General features: G+C 30.4%; 23 protein-coding genes and 1 other RNA gene. 9 read left to right on the top strand and 15 right to left on the bottom strand.

Going from position 1 to position 13,860, the window contains the following annotated elements; translation table 11 throughout:
- The first annotated feature begins 8 nt into the window (after positions 1–8).
- From smpB to MT340_RS10015, 3 genes are all read left to right on the top strand, one after another.
- Complete coding sequence (gene smpB / locus MT340_RS10025) at positions 9–479, top strand: SsrA-binding protein SmpB (RefSeq protein WP_103328124.1); 471 nt, start codon at positions 9–11, stop codon at positions 477–479.
- A gap of 110 nt (positions 480–589) precedes the next feature.
- Positions 590–951, top strand: a transfer-messenger RNA (tmRNA) gene (gene ssrA / locus MT340_RS10020).
- A 141-nt stretch (positions 952–1,092) separates the two neighbouring features.
- Positions 1,093–1,527 carry a GNAT family N-acetyltransferase gene (locus MT340_RS10015; RefSeq protein WP_243589818.1) on the top strand — a complete coding sequence of 145 codons (435 nt, stop codon included), beginning with the start codon at positions 1,093–1,095 and terminating at the stop codon, positions 1,525–1,527.
- A gap of 179 nt (positions 1,528–1,706) precedes the next feature.
- Here MT340_RS10015 and MT340_RS12905 read toward each other — a convergent pair whose 3' ends face one another.
- The 8 genes from MT340_RS12905 to MT340_RS09980 form a co-directional block, all read right to left on the bottom strand.
- Positions 1,707–1,928, bottom strand: coding sequence for a transposase (locus MT340_RS12905; RefSeq protein ID WP_481906648.1), 222 nt, complete (start codon positions 1,926–1,928; stop codon positions 1,707–1,709).
- A 48-nt stretch (positions 1,929–1,976) separates the two neighbouring features.
- On the bottom strand, positions 1,977–2,570 hold the full coding sequence (locus tag MT340_RS10010; protein WP_243590266.1) for an IS3 family transposase: 594 nt from the start codon (positions 2,568–2,570) through the stop codon (positions 1,977–1,979).
- A 5-nt stretch (positions 2,571–2,575) separates the two neighbouring features.
- Positions 2,576–3,115 carry a helix-turn-helix domain-containing protein gene (locus MT340_RS10005; protein WP_243589817.1) on the bottom strand — a complete coding sequence of 180 codons (540 nt, stop codon included), beginning with the start codon at positions 3,113–3,115 and terminating at the stop codon, positions 2,576–2,578.
- Positions 3,116–3,210: 95 nt separating this feature from the next.
- Entirely contained in the window at positions 3,211–3,387 is a 177-nt protein-coding gene (locus MT340_RS10000; protein WP_243589816.1) for a hypothetical protein, read from the bottom strand.
- 166 nt (positions 3,388–3,553) lie between these two features.
- Positions 3,554–4,390, bottom strand: coding sequence for a hypothetical protein (locus MT340_RS09995; protein ID WP_243589815.1), 837 nt, complete (start codon positions 4,388–4,390; stop codon positions 3,554–3,556).
- A 155-nt stretch (positions 4,391–4,545) separates the two neighbouring features.
- Positions 4,546–4,767 carry a hypothetical protein gene (locus MT340_RS09990; protein ID WP_243589814.1) on the bottom strand — a complete coding sequence of 74 codons (222 nt, stop codon included), beginning with the start codon at positions 4,765–4,767 and terminating at the stop codon, positions 4,546–4,548.
- Between the two features lie 59 nt (positions 4,768–4,826).
- The gene (locus MT340_RS09985) at positions 4,827–5,114 is read right to left on the bottom strand and encodes a hypothetical protein (RefSeq protein ID WP_243589813.1); all 288 of its coding nucleotides are present in this window, start codon (positions 5,112–5,114) and stop codon (positions 4,827–4,829) included.
- Positions 5,115–5,205: 91 nt separating this feature from the next.
- On the bottom strand, positions 5,206–5,952 hold the full coding sequence (locus MT340_RS09980) for a poly-gamma-glutamate hydrolase family protein (protein WP_243589812.1): 747 nt from the start codon (positions 5,950–5,952) through the stop codon (positions 5,206–5,208).
- Positions 5,953–6,097: 145 nt separating this feature from the next.
- Between MT340_RS09980 and MT340_RS09975 the strand changes: the two genes are divergently transcribed.
- Positions 6,098–6,706, top strand: coding sequence for a GNAT family N-acetyltransferase (locus MT340_RS09975; protein ID WP_243589811.1), 609 nt, complete (start codon positions 6,098–6,100; stop codon positions 6,704–6,706).
- 184 nt (positions 6,707–6,890) lie between these two features.
- A complete protein-coding gene (locus MT340_RS09970; protein ID WP_243589810.1) occupies positions 6,891–7,127 on the top strand; it encodes a hypothetical protein in 237 nt (78 codons plus the stop codon).
- Between the two features lie 98 nt (positions 7,128–7,225).
- Here MT340_RS09970 and lnsA read toward each other — a convergent pair whose 3' ends face one another.
- The 3 genes from lnsA to tsaA all read right to left on the bottom strand — a co-directional run bounded on the left by lnsA (position 7,226) and on the right by tsaA (position 8,365).
- Entirely contained in the window at positions 7,226–7,816 is a 591-nt protein-coding gene (gene lnsA / locus MT340_RS09965) for a lipoprotein N-acylation protein LnsA (RefSeq protein ID WP_279390526.1), read from the bottom strand.
- Between the two features lie 77 nt (positions 7,817–7,893).
- Positions 7,894–8,082 carry a type II toxin-antitoxin system toxin TsaT gene (gene tsaT / locus MT340_RS09960; RefSeq protein WP_243589808.1) on the bottom strand — a complete coding sequence of 63 codons (189 nt, stop codon included), beginning with the start codon at positions 8,080–8,082 and terminating at the stop codon, positions 7,894–7,896.
- Between the two features lie 25 nt (positions 8,083–8,107).
- The gene (gene tsaA, locus MT340_RS09955) at positions 8,108–8,365 is read right to left on the bottom strand and encodes a type II toxin-antitoxin system antitoxin TsaA (protein WP_243589807.1); all 258 of its coding nucleotides are present in this window, start codon (positions 8,363–8,365) and stop codon (positions 8,108–8,110) included.
- A gap of 556 nt (positions 8,366–8,921) precedes the next feature.
- On the opposite strand from tsaA, the gene MT340_RS09950 reads away from it, so the two are divergent.
- Complete coding sequence (locus MT340_RS09950) at positions 8,922–9,125, top strand: sterile alpha motif-like domain-containing protein (protein WP_243589806.1); 204 nt, start codon at positions 8,922–8,924, stop codon at positions 9,123–9,125.
- Here the strand turns inward: MT340_RS09950 and MT340_RS09945 are convergent.
- Complete coding sequence (locus MT340_RS09945) at positions 9,117–9,359, bottom strand: hypothetical protein (RefSeq protein ID WP_243589805.1); 243 nt, start codon at positions 9,357–9,359, stop codon at positions 9,117–9,119. The two genes, MT340_RS09950 and MT340_RS09945, sit on opposite strands and share 9 nt — an antisense overlap.
- 276 nt (positions 9,360–9,635) lie before the next feature.
- Here MT340_RS09945 and MT340_RS09940 point away from each other — a divergent pair, with 276 nt between their 5' ends.
- Positions 9,636–10,229, top strand: coding sequence for a histidine phosphatase family protein (locus tag MT340_RS09940; protein ID WP_243589804.1), 594 nt, complete (start codon positions 9,636–9,638; stop codon positions 10,227–10,229).
- Positions 10,230–10,314: 85 nt separating this feature from the next.
- On the opposite strand, the gene MT340_RS09935 is transcribed toward MT340_RS09940, so the two are convergent.
- The 3 genes from MT340_RS09935 to MT340_RS09925 form a co-directional block, all read right to left on the bottom strand.
- Positions 10,315–10,935, bottom strand: coding sequence for a LysE/ArgO family amino acid transporter (locus MT340_RS09935; protein WP_243589803.1), 621 nt, complete (start codon positions 10,933–10,935; stop codon positions 10,315–10,317).
- 143 nt (positions 10,936–11,078) lie between these two features.
- Positions 11,079–11,570 (bottom strand): GNAT family N-acetyltransferase, encoded by a 492-nt coding sequence (locus MT340_RS09930; protein ID WP_243589802.1) that lies wholly within the window; start codon positions 11,568–11,570, stop codon positions 11,079–11,081.
- A gap of 249 nt (positions 11,571–11,819) precedes the next feature.
- Positions 11,820–12,242 carry an organic hydroperoxide resistance protein gene (locus MT340_RS09925; RefSeq protein ID WP_243589801.1) on the bottom strand — a complete coding sequence of 141 codons (423 nt, stop codon included), beginning with the start codon at positions 12,240–12,242 and terminating at the stop codon, positions 11,820–11,822.
- Positions 12,243–12,414: 172 nt separating this feature from the next.
- Between MT340_RS09925 and aroD the strand changes: the two genes are divergently transcribed.
- Together aroD and MT340_RS09915 are read left to right on the top strand one after the other, a co-directional pair.
- Entirely contained in the window at positions 12,415–13,140 is a 726-nt protein-coding gene (gene aroD / locus MT340_RS09920; RefSeq protein ID WP_243589800.1) for a type I 3-dehydroquinate dehydratase, read from the top strand.
- Positions 13,141–13,210: 70 nt separating this feature from the next.
- Positions 13,211–13,750: a nitroreductase family protein gene (locus tag MT340_RS09915; RefSeq protein WP_243589799.1), complete on the top strand. Its 540-nt coding sequence runs from the start codon at positions 13,211–13,213 to the stop codon at positions 13,748–13,750.
- Positions 13,751–13,860: the final 110 nt, after the last annotated feature.

Below are 13,860 nucleotides of genomic sequence, written 5' to 3'. Positions count from 1 at the left end.
CAAAAGTTATGGCTAAGAAAAAAAAGAAATCACCAGGTACATTGGCTGAGAACCGTAAAGCAAGACATGATTACAATATTGAAGATACGATTGAAGCGGGTATCGAATTAAAAGGGACCGAAATCAAATCTATCCGTCGTGGTAGCGCAAACTTAAAAGATAGCTACGCCCAAGTTAAACGTGGCGAAATGTTTGTGAATAACATGCATATTGCGCCATATGAAGAGGGAAACCGTTTCAATCATGATCCTTTGCGTTCTAGAAAATTATTACTCCACAAACGTGAGATTATTAAACTAGGTGAACGCACTAGAGAAATTGGTTATTCAATCATTCCATTGAAGCTATATTTAAAGCATGGTCAATGTAAAGTGTTATTAGGTGTAGCACGTGGTAAAAAACTTCATGATAAACGCCAAGCTTTAAAAGACAAAGCGATGAAACGTGATGTTGATCGTGCAATTAAAGCCCGTTATTAAGCACAATTGTTGCTTAATCGGGCTCCCTTTGATATGATAGTAAATGTTGTTATTTAAAGTTGAAATCAGTTTAATTACCATGATTTAATAGTTTTTCTTAATAAAATTGAGGGGGCGTTCTTGGATTCGACAGGGGTCCCCCGAGCTCATTAAGCGTGTCGGAGGGTTGTCTCCGTCATCAACACATTCGGTTAAATATAACTGACAAATCAAACAATAATTTCGCAGTAGCTGCGTAATAGCACTCTGCATCGCCTAACAGCATTTCCTACGTGCTGTTAACGCGATTCAACCCTAGTAGGATATGCTAAACACTGCCGTTTGAAGTCTGTTTAGATGAAAACCAATCAAACTAGCATAATACTGGTTGTCTGTTGCTTACTATTATGCGAAATTTATCAATAGACTACACACGTAGAAAGATGTGTATCAGGACCTCTGGACGCGGGTTCGAATCCCGCCGCCTCCATACATAAAGCCTTATATATCAAGGTTTGAATTGAGTAAGTGTCAATTTCATGTCAAGGAAGTAATTCTCTGACACATTGGCCTTGCTCTTTTTTTGTGTTCTCTCAGCAATATATATTAAAATTTAAATTTTAAGGAGGTTATTATGCAGGTAACTAAAACTAAATTAGAAGAAAAAGATTATGCCGTAGCATTGGATATTTGGGAAAGATCTGTATTAGAAACGCATGAGTTTTTAAAAGAAAGTGATAGATTAGAATTGAAAAAAGAGATACCTACTTATTTTAAATATGTAGAGGCATATTTGTGGTATGACGATGACGAAGTCATTGGTTTTTCTGGAACTAATGAACAAAACTTAGAAATGTTATTTATAGATCCTAAATATATCAATCAAGGTTATGGCACAAATATAGTACAGTATCTAATTAAAGAAAATAAAGTACAGTTTGTTGATGTAAATAAAGATAACGACAACGCTATTAAATTTTATGAGAAAAATGGCTTTATAAAATATGATGAATCTCAAAAAGATGAACAAGGTAGAGATTATCCCATTTTGCATATGAAATTGGCATAGTAAAAATAATGAAGATCGTAAGTAGGGAATTGATAGGGAAAGTCATGAAAATTATTTTCTTTATTTTTTTCAAATGGTACTCGAAATAGTAAATATCTATTTTGAGTGCTTTTTAAATTTTAATAAAAAATACCACTACTCTTTAATAATGTACTGAACCTCAAAAGTTGTACTTTGGTTTAGTATACTATTTCAAAGGTTTGTTTCCTATATTGTGTAGGAGACAAGCCTTTTAATTTTGTTTTAATCCTACTATTATTATAAAAATTTATATATTCGTGTATTGCTTGTTCTAGTTGTTGGAAATTGTCAAATGTTTTTCCATAAAACATTTCTTGTTTTAATAATCCAAAGAAATTCTCAATTAAAGAATTATCTAGACAATTTGCCTTCCTAGACATACTTTGAAATATTTTATTCTCTTTAAGAATATTAATATACGACTTGTGCTAGTAATGCCAACCTTGGTCAGAGTGTATCGTCATACGATAGTTAAGTCTAGGTCGTTTAATTAAAATCTCATTTAAAGAGTTAATGACAATATCTAGTGTAGGACGTGTAGAAATACTATAGCTTAAGATTTCAGAATTATATAAATCCATAAAAGGCGATAAATATAATTTAGTGCCATCAGATAATTTAAATTCTGTGATATCAGTTACAATTTTTTGAAATGGACGATCTGTATTAAAACGACGTTTTAATAAATTGTTTGATACTTTGCCAATTGTCCCTTTATATGAACTATATTTGCGATTTTTATGATTGAATTTTTTACATGTTAATCCTAGTTCTTTCATTATTCTTCTTACTTTTTTATGATTTACAGTTGTTCCTCTATTTTTCAATGTTTGAGTAACTCGACGATATCCGTAAGTGTAATCACAAGCGTCACATATTTCTTTAATTGCTTCCACAATTTCATTGTTTTTATCTGGTTTTTTAAAACAATTAATCCAATAGTAATAAACTGATTTAGCTATTTCTGAGACTTTAAGTAATAGGCTTAACCCAAAGTTTAAGGTTTCATATAATTCTTTAATAATTTTTACTTTTTCGGATGTTTGGTTGCGTAACGTTGGGTCAAGCTTTGTAACTTTTTTTGATAAGCAATACCTGCTTTCAACATTTCATTTTCATTTCTAAGTCTTTCTAATTCTTCACGTTCACTTTCTTTTAATGGCGAGTCGTTTCGTTTAATTGATGATTGTTTTCTTTTCATTTTAGAAGGCCGTCCTCTCTGTTTGTTATCTAAACCAAGAATTCCTTCTTCATCAAAATTGCGTTGCCAAGCGGCCAACATAGCTGAATTAGAAATTTTAAAGTGGTTAGCTGTTTCTCGGTAAGATAACTTATTTTCTTGTCTAAATCTTAAAACAGATACCTTAAAATCTCTAGAATATACTTTTTTCTGTAGCTTTTTATCTAGCCCTTCGGGTCCAAATTCCAAATATTGATTAACCCATATTTTTATCAAGGATTCATTAGATAGATTATATTTTTCTGCCGATCTTTTATAACTTAATTCACCTTGTAAATATTCTTGGACTATTTTGTATTTGATTTCATATTTGTAGTGTTTACCCATAAAAAACGCACCCCATAAAATTAGATTTTAAGTCTAACTTTTGGGGTGCACATCAAAGTTGATTAAATAGTAATGGTTATCTTTGTTTCGATAGTTTAGTGTTTATCGATTTTTTTACCATCTGTACGATCTGAATTACCAGAGCTTTTATGTGCTTTTGGATTGTCTTTTTTATGTGTACTTTCTTTCACGTCTTTAGTTGAATTATCATGACTGCTACATGCACCTAATAATAAGAAACTTGAAAGTAATAAAAACGCTACTTTTTTCATGTTATCACCCTTTGTATTTAATGTTTTAAAATTTGAAATTTTGTGAAATTTAAATAATTATATTTTTAGTATGGCATATATTTATTATTATTCAATAGATATTATGAAAATTAGTGGAATTGCCACAAATTATGAAAAAACAGATAGGCATGGCCTATCTGCTTTTTTATTGATTACCCATATTTTCATTTTGAGCGCCTGTCTCAGCTGCTCCATTATCTTGCTTTTGTCCTTGTTCTGCCTCTCCTGATTGATCATTATTGGCTGAATAAGTTTCTACATTATCAGTTTGACCATTAGCGTTGTTATTAGTACCTTGTCCACCAGTGTTGTTACCATTATCAGTTGTATTGTTGTCATTAGTTGTACCATTTGTTTGGTTATCAGATTGAGCACCGTTAATATTGTCATTCATATTATTTTGATTATTCGTTGTATCGTTACGTTGCATGTTATCTTGATTATTGCCATTATTATAGGCTGGCTCTTGATTGTTAGTTTGAGGTTGATCAGTTGACGGTTGTTCTGCTGGTTGTTGAGGCTGCTCAGGAGCTTGCTCTTGTTGTTGATTTTCTTGCTCTTGTTGTTCATTAATTACATTATTATTGTCTTCATTATTTTGGTCTTCTTCAGTTGATTGATTGTCAGTATTATTATTATTGTTGTCCTCATCTTTTTTGCTGTCTTTGTCTTCTTTATCTTTTTTATCCTTGTTCTTATCCTTATCTTCATCTTTATCTTTTTTATTGTCTTTGTTTTTTGCTGACTTTTTATCATCTGTTTTATGTTCTTTTGTTTGTGTAGATTCAGTAGCTGATGGGTTATTACCTTCGATTACTTTATGAAGACCTAATGCAAGCATACTTAGTAAAATGATAGTAATAGCCATTGCAAAGTATTTTAAATAACTCTTGTTTTTAAATACCGCGATGATAGCAAATAATATTATTATAAAAGCTATAAATAATAATATCATGCCTATGTAAAATAGCGCTTTATCCATACTGTACCTCCATTAAATTTTAAGACATTAGTTATATTGTACTATACTTATCAAATAATAAATATTAATGTGTAATTAACATCTAATTATTTTTTAAAAGATTATGTAAATCATTTGTTAATAAACTAACGTTTTCTTAGTTTATATGAGTATGTTTAGGATTTATCAAAGATATTAAGTTCTTTATCCTCAATGTTAGCAGATACAAATAACTTATCGTCATATATTTTAGTATAATCTTTACTTAATTTAAGATTTATCTCTGCTAAAATACGAAAGGTTTCGTTTGTTGATGGCTCAACGATTGATATTTCTTGATCATTTTCTTGGATCATAAATTTTCTCTGTGAATGATTATTGATTTTCCAATTAGACATGTGCTCACCTTTTCAATCAAAATAAAACTACGTTAGTATTGCTCTAACGTAGCAAGTATTTAACTAAAGCTTCTTTCAATTTCAGTAAAAGTTTTATCAGTTACTTTAATATTATCAATTCTATCTGCCGATATGTCGCCCTCTAAATAACCATGGTCAATAAGGACTTTACAGTTCTCTAAGAAATCACTGTATTCTCTATCGCAAAAGTAATCATCTTGGGCAGTGATACTATCTTTAAAATCATTTGCTTCTGCTTCACTTTGCCCACTGTTAGACCGTTCCATATACAGTTTATAAAACTTAGCAACGGTATATTTTTGTTCTTTCGTAAAATCGTCTAACATTGCAATTCCTCCCTTAATAATAGTTATTTATACCCAATTTTCACCTAATAGAAAACCTAATTTCATTAAATGTTAATAGTGAATATTTTCACTATTGAGCGTCTTTAATTCCTTTATTAACAGCTTTTGCAAACTTATAAAATGTCTTTGTATAATTGTCAGAGTTACTTCTAGTTTCCTGGTTCAAATTATTATTTTTGAAAAATAAAGCTCTTTGTCCAGTGGTTAATTCAAGTTGTACACCTGATTCTTCATCGTCTCTGTTAATAATATTATCTGAAGAAGTGGCCTCCACACCTTTGGGACTCTTTTGAACAGTAAAACCTTTATCTTCGAGAGAGTGTGTTATAGACTTGGCTAGTTTTTTATCTTGCCCACCTACGTAAACCACAGGATCCTCGCCAGCATAGCCATGAATAGAAATAGTTTCATCGGTATGTTTTAACATTTTTTCAAGAATAGGTTCATTGAATACAGTTGAAGTAATATGCAACTTTTCATTGTGTTCAGGAAGACGCCCCTCGAAAGAATAGAAATCATATTTACCAATATTTGCAATACGTCTAGCTAATTCAGTAGTTCCAGGTTCAATGCCACCACCATGTATAGCAGTTACTAATATACGGTCGTCTTTACGATTTTTAGTAAGAATGCCCCAATCTTTACCTTTCGTAGTGTGTTTTGCTAAATCATTAAAACTTGAATAATAATCCAATGAAGAGGATGATTGCTCTTTATGTGTTTTATAAATAATGAAAGAAATAATAATTGTTATAATGATAACTGTAGTGAGAAATATATAATATAATTTAGAGTACCAATTATTTCTTTTTTTCATGATAGGTCTCCTTAGTGAATTTTTTAAAAGTGCCAAATAATTTTTGTTAATTTAAATAATTGTTTATTATATATTAACTATTTTGATAGCACAAATATTGTTTATTTTAAAAAAGAAAGTAAATAGTATGGTAGGAGGTAATTATATGAGTGATATACATATTGAAAAGGGACGTCCTCAACATCAAGAAGGTGGACAACTGACTTATGCAGCAATAGATGATATGGCTGAGGTCATCTTAGGAAAGACAAATGAAAAAGAAATTGAAGCGGATTTACAAAAATTATGGAAAAATCGAGCAAATCGATTTAGTCATGAGTTCTCATTTGTGGCGATGCAAGATGAGAAAGTTCTAGGTGCCATTACATGTGCACCTCTCGAACAAATTGAAAAAGCAATGACACCAACTGTACTTCAAATTATTTCAATGAATAAGTTAAAACCATTTATTTCAATTGCTAAACACCCCAAACGTTTCTATGCACTTGTCTCAATGGAAGAGGGACAAGAAGATGAATATCATATTAGTATGTTAGCTACTATGCCTGATGCTAGAGGTAAAGGCATAGGAGGGAAATTATTAGATTATGCTAAACAACAAGCGATTGAACATGGATTTAAGAAACTCTCTCTTACTGTAGTGAAAGATAATGATAAAGCAATAAGATTGTATAAAAAGCAGGGTTTTGAAATAGTTGGGAACATCGATCATCCTCCATATCATTTATATCAAATGAGAAAAGAATTGAAATAAAAATTAATTGTAATCATTTGAAAACAATCTTGTAATATAGGCGTTTATTGCAAGAATTAGAAAACTAACATTTATAAAATGATAAATATAATATAAACATAGAACTTTACTTTATTTATACATTTAAGTCACTGTTTATTTACATAAGTGTGATAAATATTAAGTGAATAGGATGTGATATAAGATGAATAAAAACTTACTAAAAAGATACTTTGAAAACGAGGATTTTAAAGCTATTGCCGTGGTTGTAGGTTCAAAGAAAATGGTATTGGAAAATGATATTCATTTAGATTATGAAAATGAAATTATTATCTATCCTCTTAAAAATTGTACGCGCATCATCCCGTTTAGTTCTATTTCTTATATTGATTTATTAGAGGAAAATGAACATTTTGTTAATTACTTTAAAGAAACAGTCTAATTATCACAAGCAGATTGACTAGCATTATTCGAAGAGATCGATCAAATAAAAAGGCGAGAAGAAACCATCTATGAGTTCTTCTCGCTTAATTTTATTATTTAATATGTTTTAACTAATTTAAGTTGATAAGCCTCTGTAAAATTATCTACTAGGGCATAAGGTGAGATGATGAGTAAACCTTGATCATTAACTGCATTCTTATTAACCCCATATTTATAAGCTTGATAGATAATTTTTGTGCAATAAGTAAAACGTTCACTTTTAGGATTGAGTGTGACTAAATAAGTCTTATCACTATCTTTGTAATGTTGAGATGCCCAATTAGCCGCTTTTTGACCAGCTCCAGCTTTAGAACATCGATATACTTTAATCCAGTCATTTTTACCTTCTCCGAAACGTTCTTTAAATGAGTCAAATGATTCAGTAATAGGTTTCTGCCCAGGCCCTTCAATTTGTAATACAGTGTCATGATTAAGCGCGATACTAGAATGACCAAAGAATCCAAATAACACAGGTCCCTTAGTTAAAATAATGTCTCCAGGCTGTAGTTTGAAGTTATCATCTTTAGTAGATGAGGTTGTTAAAGTATTAGCTTGAGCAAAAGGATGAGAGGCTAAAATTACTATTAATACAATAGAAAAAATTTTGAAAATAAAGTGTTGATTGATTGTCACTTCAACTCTCCTCAGTTATGTACGTTAAGTTGTAAGTCATCTAAATTAAGGAAGAAATAAGATACAGTTTTAGATTTCTTAATTAACTTTAACTATAAAATACCAAAGATTAATACATATATTAGTAAAGCAAAACCAAAGATATAGAATACTACTGTGAACCCTAGATATGATTCTTTACGTTCATCTTTTTTAGATTTAAGCAACAGACCTAATATAATTGAGGCTGCTATCACGAAGAAAATACCTAGCCATAGTAGAATGGTTAAATGCGTACTCATATTTCAAGCCTCCTGTAACTGGATTTTAAAAGAAATTGTATATTATTGGATATACGTAATATAGCAATAAAACTATATTAATTAGAAAAATAACTTCGCTTATAAGGTTTTTACAAATAGTCGCAGTACTTAAGCTAATAATGATAGTGACACTACTAACTATTAAACCAGGAATAAGCCAGAAAAAATCATCTAATTTAGGATAGTAGGTGACTATAATATTAAACCCTAAAAACGCTATTGTCATAACAATATTAAACCAAAATAGTTTGCTCGAATTCATGGGTGCCACCTCTATAATTTAATAAATTCATTATTCTAATCATATCATTAAATAAGTGGTGGGCAAACTGACTACTTATTTAAAATACATATCATTTCTATAATTTCTTACTTTTGTCAAAAATTGCTAATAAAGTGAAATAAAAAACTGTCAACTAAGACATTTAAGCTTGGTTAACAGTAATATGACACAACATCAAATAAATAAATTATGTTAAAAATACAATTTTAATTAAAAAGAATGTCTAAAATAAGGAAAAATTGACAAATCGCTACAAAAATTCACAAATTTGTCACATTTGTGAAAAAATAAGATAATCATTAAAATAATATAGTGATTATTTAAAAGTTACGTGGTTTAATATTTTTAAATGGACAATTAATTATTACACAATATATTAATCATGATAATCAATTACATAATATCAATAATTATATTACATCAATAGTTGGATATAAGTTAAACTGTAAAACTTGAGTTTTCTTATAGGATTACAATATTATTAAATATGAAAACTTTAAAACAATAAAAAAAGATTAAACTGAGGAGGGTAATTATGACATTTTATGATTTTGTTATTGGTTTTATTAATGACGATACACCTCTTGGATGTTTAGCAAAATATATAGTGAACGATCACGATTTTCCAAAACATGAATATAACAATAAAGCGATTAGAGCTTATGTTATGTCAAATTATGTCGACCATCAGCTAATTGAAAGCGCCAATCGTGCAATTAGTCTGTATAAATTAATTTGAATGTGCGTTATACCAATTTTGTGTATTTAGTGCTTTCCATACATCTTTTGTTTTAAAATTAATCTCATTACCTCTTATAGAAAATGGCTGAATAATATTCTTATCCATCCATGAATTGATAAGTTCACATGGAACTCCATCTCGTAACATATCAGATTTACTTATAATAAAACATTCCCACTCTAATGAGACTTTATTAGGATTAACATAACTATATTCATTATGATTGCTCATAATTAACACTCCTTTAGTGATTGTAAATCCATTATTAATTTATACCCACCATAATAGGAATTAAACTACATAATTAATTTTTTACCTTATATTATTTTTGAGAATTATGAAATTAATGTATAATATTATTTAATTATAAAGTTTTGAGATATAACCAAATTTAACATTAGTGGATTAAATGAGGCTGAGACGTAAAGAATTTATACGCTAGAAAATTCTAAATGCTTTAGTCCAGATCTCTTTTATTTTCAAAAATAAAAAATTGAGGTGTAGTAAATGTCTAAAACACTTTATTTAATGAGACATGGTCAAACAATGTTTAATTTAAGAGGGAAAGTTCAAGGAGCAAGTGACTCTCCATTAACTGAATTAGGGATTTCACAGGCTCAAACAGCAGGACAATACTTTAAAAAACATAACATTGAATTTGATAATTTGTATTCATCAAGTTCTGAGCGAGCTTGTGATACATTAGAAAATGTAGCGCCAAATATCCCATATCAACGTTCTAAGGGATTAAAAGAATGGAGTTTTGGTATATTAGAAGGTGAAAGTGTAGATTTATTAACAGCTATGTGGGATAACAGCGATTTATTTGGAAATCGTCTCGTTGCTTTTGAAGGTGATTCAAAAGAAGATGTGGAAACACGATTAAATCAAACTTTAAACAAGATGATGGAAGAGACAGTAGGTTCAACTGTTTTAGCCGTTAGCCACGGCACTGGTATTCAAGCTTTTTTAAGAACACTGATTGGTGACACTGCAGCATCAGAAGTTTTTATAGGAAATTGCCATATTTTGAAATTTGAGTATGATAATCAAAAATTTAAATATATTGAAAAAATAGATCCAATTGAAGAATTAAAATAATTAATATAAATAGAGTGAGCGTTAAAGTGAAGTTGTGTTTTAGGAATACATTTTCAATTTGACGCTCACTTTTTCAATTTAAAATCTAAAAAAGTATATGCCAAATTTTTGTAATAATGATGAATGATACTACTAAAATAAAAATACTAGAAAGTTTATTTAAAAGAAGTACAAGCTTACCAGATTTATCAATTTGACCCACTGAATGTCCAAGTATGGCTAAAAAAATAAACCATAACCATGAAACTGAAATAGTGGCTATGGTAAATGCTACCTTTTCAGAACCAAAATAAGCAGAAGCACTTGTACCAATGACTCCAATTGTGTCCATAATCGCATGTGGATTTAATAGGGACACTGACAACGCAAAGCTAATTTGTTTACGTGGTGAAAAACTTTGATGCGATATTTCAACATTCTGTGGGGAGGCGCGCCACAACGTCCAAGCCATATAAATCAAAAATATTAAACCAGTAAGATAAATAATCAATTGCAAAATAGGTAGTGTAAGTAGAATTAGAGATATACCTATAACAGCTAGTAGGATTAACATCGTATCACATAAACCTGCAGTAATAATCACAGGAATAACACGTCTGAACCTAGCGTGATTTGCGCCTTGATTGAAAATGAAAATATTTTGCGTGCCTAATGGCAAAATTAAACCTAATGCTAATAATAGTCCATGAATTGCTGCCTGAATCAAAGAATCACCCCATCTATATCAACACTGAATAATTAAAATTTTCCAAAAATTTAAAATGTAACGCTTTTTATAATATATTAATGAAAATAAGCTAGAGTGACTTTTGATGTGATTAATGCTTATTTATAGGCATTTTTTAATATTTAAGTTATCTCATATAGTAACCAATGCACATCAAAATATTCATCACCGACTTTTGCTGAATTTTCCTCTAAACCAAGCGTTTCAAACCCGAAAGATGTAAAGAATATTTTGCCACTAATATTATTAGATGTGACACAGGTCATTAACTTTTCAATTTCTTGCTCTTTGGCATAATTAATGACGTCACACACTAAGTCTTGAACAGTAATTTCGTCTTGTTTATCTTTTAAAAACAGATTTTCAACAATCCCCTTATGTTGTCTTCCGATTTGTCTGAGTTGGCGTAAAGTGACACAAGCTACGAGTTCATTATTTTTAAATGCGCCAAAAATATTCCAAAATTGATCATTTGAAGAGAGGATGTTGAGTAGATAATCGTCTGTAACATGTTGGTGATAAAATTGATCCCAAGAAAATGTATAGGAATTATTTGCTAATAATGCTTTATAAATTTCTAAATCTTCAGTCTTAAGTATCCGAATATTAGCCATTATATCCTCCTCATATACCATTTAAAACTTTTAATTATATAATTTGATAATAAAGTAATATTTAAAAACACGCAATCTAATTTTTAGTGACAAGTTTTTAAGATTGAAAATAGTAAAAAAATAATAAATAAATAATTTTGATATTTAATGCTTTCTACTTAGATTAATTAAATATTTTTTATAAAAAAATAGGATAGTGCATTCAGTATGCACTATCCTACTCAATTGAAATTATATAATCTATTTTAATTATTCTACAACTTGTACGTTTAAGTCTACATCTACGTTACCTTTTACTGCTTTTGAGTAAGGGCAGAATTCGTGAGCTTCTTGTAGATATTTTTCAGCGTCTTCTTGTGATAATACGTTTTTAACTTTTGCGTCGATAGCTACGCCTAATTTAGGACTTTCTGCATTAGGATCATCTTCTAAACGTACTGTTAATGTCACCTCTGGTTCAGCATCGCGAACTTTGTTTTGTTTTAAGATAAGATCGAATGCACCATTGAAGCATGAAGCATAACCAGCTGCGAATAATTGTTCAGGGTTAGTTGCGTTTCCGTCCGCTTGTTGTGGTGGTAATACATCTACATTAATTGCATTATCGTCAGTGTGAACATGTCCTTTACGTCCACCAACGTTTGTTGCTTTAGTTTCATATTGAACTGCCATTATTATTACCTCCTAATTTCTTGTTCAATCACTGTTTACCCATCTTTGAAATTTTAAATCATACATGTTTAAATTTTTTAGGAAAATGAAGCACCAATATTTCATACGGTTGGCGACATCATCACAATGGTTTAAAATAAACTCAAATGATATCGAGAAAGTAGGGAGTATTATGACAACAGTAGATGTAGCCGTAACAATAGCACCAACAGAATTAATAGATAATGCAACATTAAATGATTTAACACAATATCAAGATGAAATAGATATTGTGGAATTACGCATTGATCAATGGCCAGAAAATCATATACAATTACTTACTGAAAATCTCGAAATACTGCACAACCAACATGCAAATTTTAAAGTATTAGCCACATACCGTACGAGTTCACAAGGTGGTAAAGGCAGTTTACCTTATGAAGCGTATATGAAGCTTTTACAAGACATTGTGCATTTAGATTACTGTCATATGGTTGATATTGAATGGGATAGTAATTATGATGTCTTTGCTCATCGTGATTTCGTTCGTTTAGCACAAGAGAACTATAAACAAGTGATAGTGTCGTATCATAATTTTCAAGAGACACCTGATATAGATATCCTAAAATTTACTTATTATAAAATGCATCAATTGAATCCTGATTATGTCAAAATCGCAGTAATGCCACAATGTCGAGAAGACGTTGCAACGTTATTACAAGCGATGGCTGCCAGTGTAGATGCCGTTTATCCAAAGGTGATTGGTATTTCAATGTCGCAGTTGGGTGTAGTAAGTCGTGTGGCACAAGGTGCCTTTGGAGGAGCTGTTTCATTCGGATGTTTAGGAGAGCCTCAAGCGCCTGGTCAACTACATGTAAAAACGTTGAAAGCGCAATTATCATTCTATGAAAATATATAGCACACATTTGAATTTGCTTACATAAAAGCTTATAATTGATAATAGTTATCATTATGAAGGAGCGATAATTGTGGAATTACAAGAGGCAATTTCTTCAAGAAGAAGTATTAAAAAATTCAAACATGATATGACTATCGATGATGAGGCATTATTTGATGCGATAGAGAAGGCTACAGATGCTCCTAATCATGGGATGAGAGAGCCATGGAGAGTGATTCATGTAGCAAAAGATAGATTGGGCGATATGAGTAGAGATGTGACGCCATTTGCTTTTCCGAATAGTCCGGAAAAACAAGAAGATCACTATAATGCAGTCACAAATTTAGGTGGGATGTTAATACTAGTATTGAAAACGGACCCACGCCAACGTCAAAATCGTGAGAATTTCTTTGCAATGGGGGCATATGCTCAAAACTTGATGTTATTACTATACGAAAAAGGTATTGGCACATGTTGGAAAACACCACCTTATATTTTTGAACCTAAAGTGCGTAAAGTATTAGGTATTAAAGATGATGAAGCGATTGCTGGTTTGCTTTATTTAACAGATTTAGAAGTAGTGCCACCGAAAGCACAACGTAAAAATAAAAATTTAATTTCTGAGTATTAATATGAAAAACGACGGCTGAAACAAATAAATGTTTTAGCCGTCTTTATTTCTTTGGCAGTAATTGACTGAATTGAAAATACGCTTAAATTAAGCTTTTTCCAATCCTAGTC

This window comes from Staphylococcus sp. NRL 16/872 (assembly GCF_022815905.2).
GTDB lineage: Bacteria > Bacillota > Bacilli > Staphylococcales > Staphylococcaceae > Staphylococcus.
The sequence above is the reverse complement of the archived record's forward strand: the minus strand, read 5'-3'. Positions and strand labels throughout refer to the sequence as shown.

Excerpts from the sequence above, each read along its gene's own strand:
- smpB (WP_103328124.1), top strand. The coding sequence starts at position 9 with ATGGCTAAGAAAAAAAAGAAATCACCAGGTACATTGGCTGAGAACCGT.
- MT340_RS10015 (WP_243589818.1), top strand. The coding sequence starts at position 1,093 with ATGCAGGTAACTAAAACTAAATTAGAAGAAAAAGATTATGCCGTAGCA.
- MT340_RS12905 (WP_481906648.1), bottom strand. The coding sequence starts at position 1,928 with ATGTCTAGGAAGGCAAATTGTCTAGATAATTCTTTAATTGAGAATTTC.
- MT340_RS10005 (WP_243589817.1), bottom strand. The coding sequence starts at position 3,115 with ATGGGTAAACACTACAAATATGAAATCAAATACAAAATAGTCCAAGAA.
- MT340_RS10000 (WP_243589816.1), bottom strand. The coding sequence starts at position 3,387 with ATGAAAAAAGTAGCGTTTTTATTACTTTCAAGTTTCTTATTATTAGGT.
- MT340_RS09995 (WP_243589815.1), bottom strand. The coding sequence starts at position 4,390 with ATGGATAAAGCGCTATTTTACATAGGCATGATATTATTATTTATAGCT.
- MT340_RS09990 (WP_243589814.1), bottom strand. The coding sequence starts at position 4,767 with ATGTCTAATTGGAAAATCAATAATCATTCACAGAGAAAATTTATGATC.
- MT340_RS09985 (WP_243589813.1), bottom strand. The coding sequence starts at position 5,114 with ATGTTAGACGATTTTACGAAAGAACAAAAATATACCGTTGCTAAGTTT.
- MT340_RS09980 (WP_243589812.1), bottom strand. The coding sequence starts at position 5,952 with ATGAAAAAAAGAAATAATTGGTACTCTAAATTATATTATATATTTCTC.
- MT340_RS09975 (WP_243589811.1), top strand. The coding sequence starts at position 6,098 with ATGAGTGATATACATATTGAAAAGGGACGTCCTCAACATCAAGAAGGT.
- MT340_RS09970 (WP_243589810.1), top strand. The coding sequence starts at position 6,891 with ATGAATAAAAACTTACTAAAAAGATACTTTGAAAACGAGGATTTTAAA.
- tsaT (WP_243589808.1), bottom strand. The coding sequence starts at position 8,082 with ATGAGTACGCATTTAACCATTCTACTATGGCTAGGTATTTTCTTCGTG.
- tsaA (WP_243589807.1), bottom strand. The coding sequence starts at position 8,365 with ATGAATTCGAGCAAACTATTTTGGTTTAATATTGTTATGACAATAGCG.
- MT340_RS09950 (WP_243589806.1), top strand. The coding sequence starts at position 8,922 with ATGACATTTTATGATTTTGTTATTGGTTTTATTAATGACGATACACCT.
- MT340_RS09945 (WP_243589805.1), bottom strand. The coding sequence starts at position 9,359 with ATGAGCAATCATAATGAATATAGTTATGTTAATCCTAATAAAGTCTCA.
- MT340_RS09940 (WP_243589804.1), top strand. The coding sequence starts at position 9,636 with ATGTCTAAAACACTTTATTTAATGAGACATGGTCAAACAATGTTTAAT.
- MT340_RS09930 (WP_243589802.1), bottom strand. The coding sequence starts at position 11,570 with ATGGCTAATATTCGGATACTTAAGACTGAAGATTTAGAAATTTATAAA.
- MT340_RS09925 (WP_243589801.1), bottom strand. The coding sequence starts at position 12,242 with ATGGCAGTTCAATATGAAACTAAAGCAACAAACGTTGGTGGACGTAAA.
- aroD (WP_243589800.1), top strand. The coding sequence starts at position 12,415 with ATGACAACAGTAGATGTAGCCGTAACAATAGCACCAACAGAATTAATA.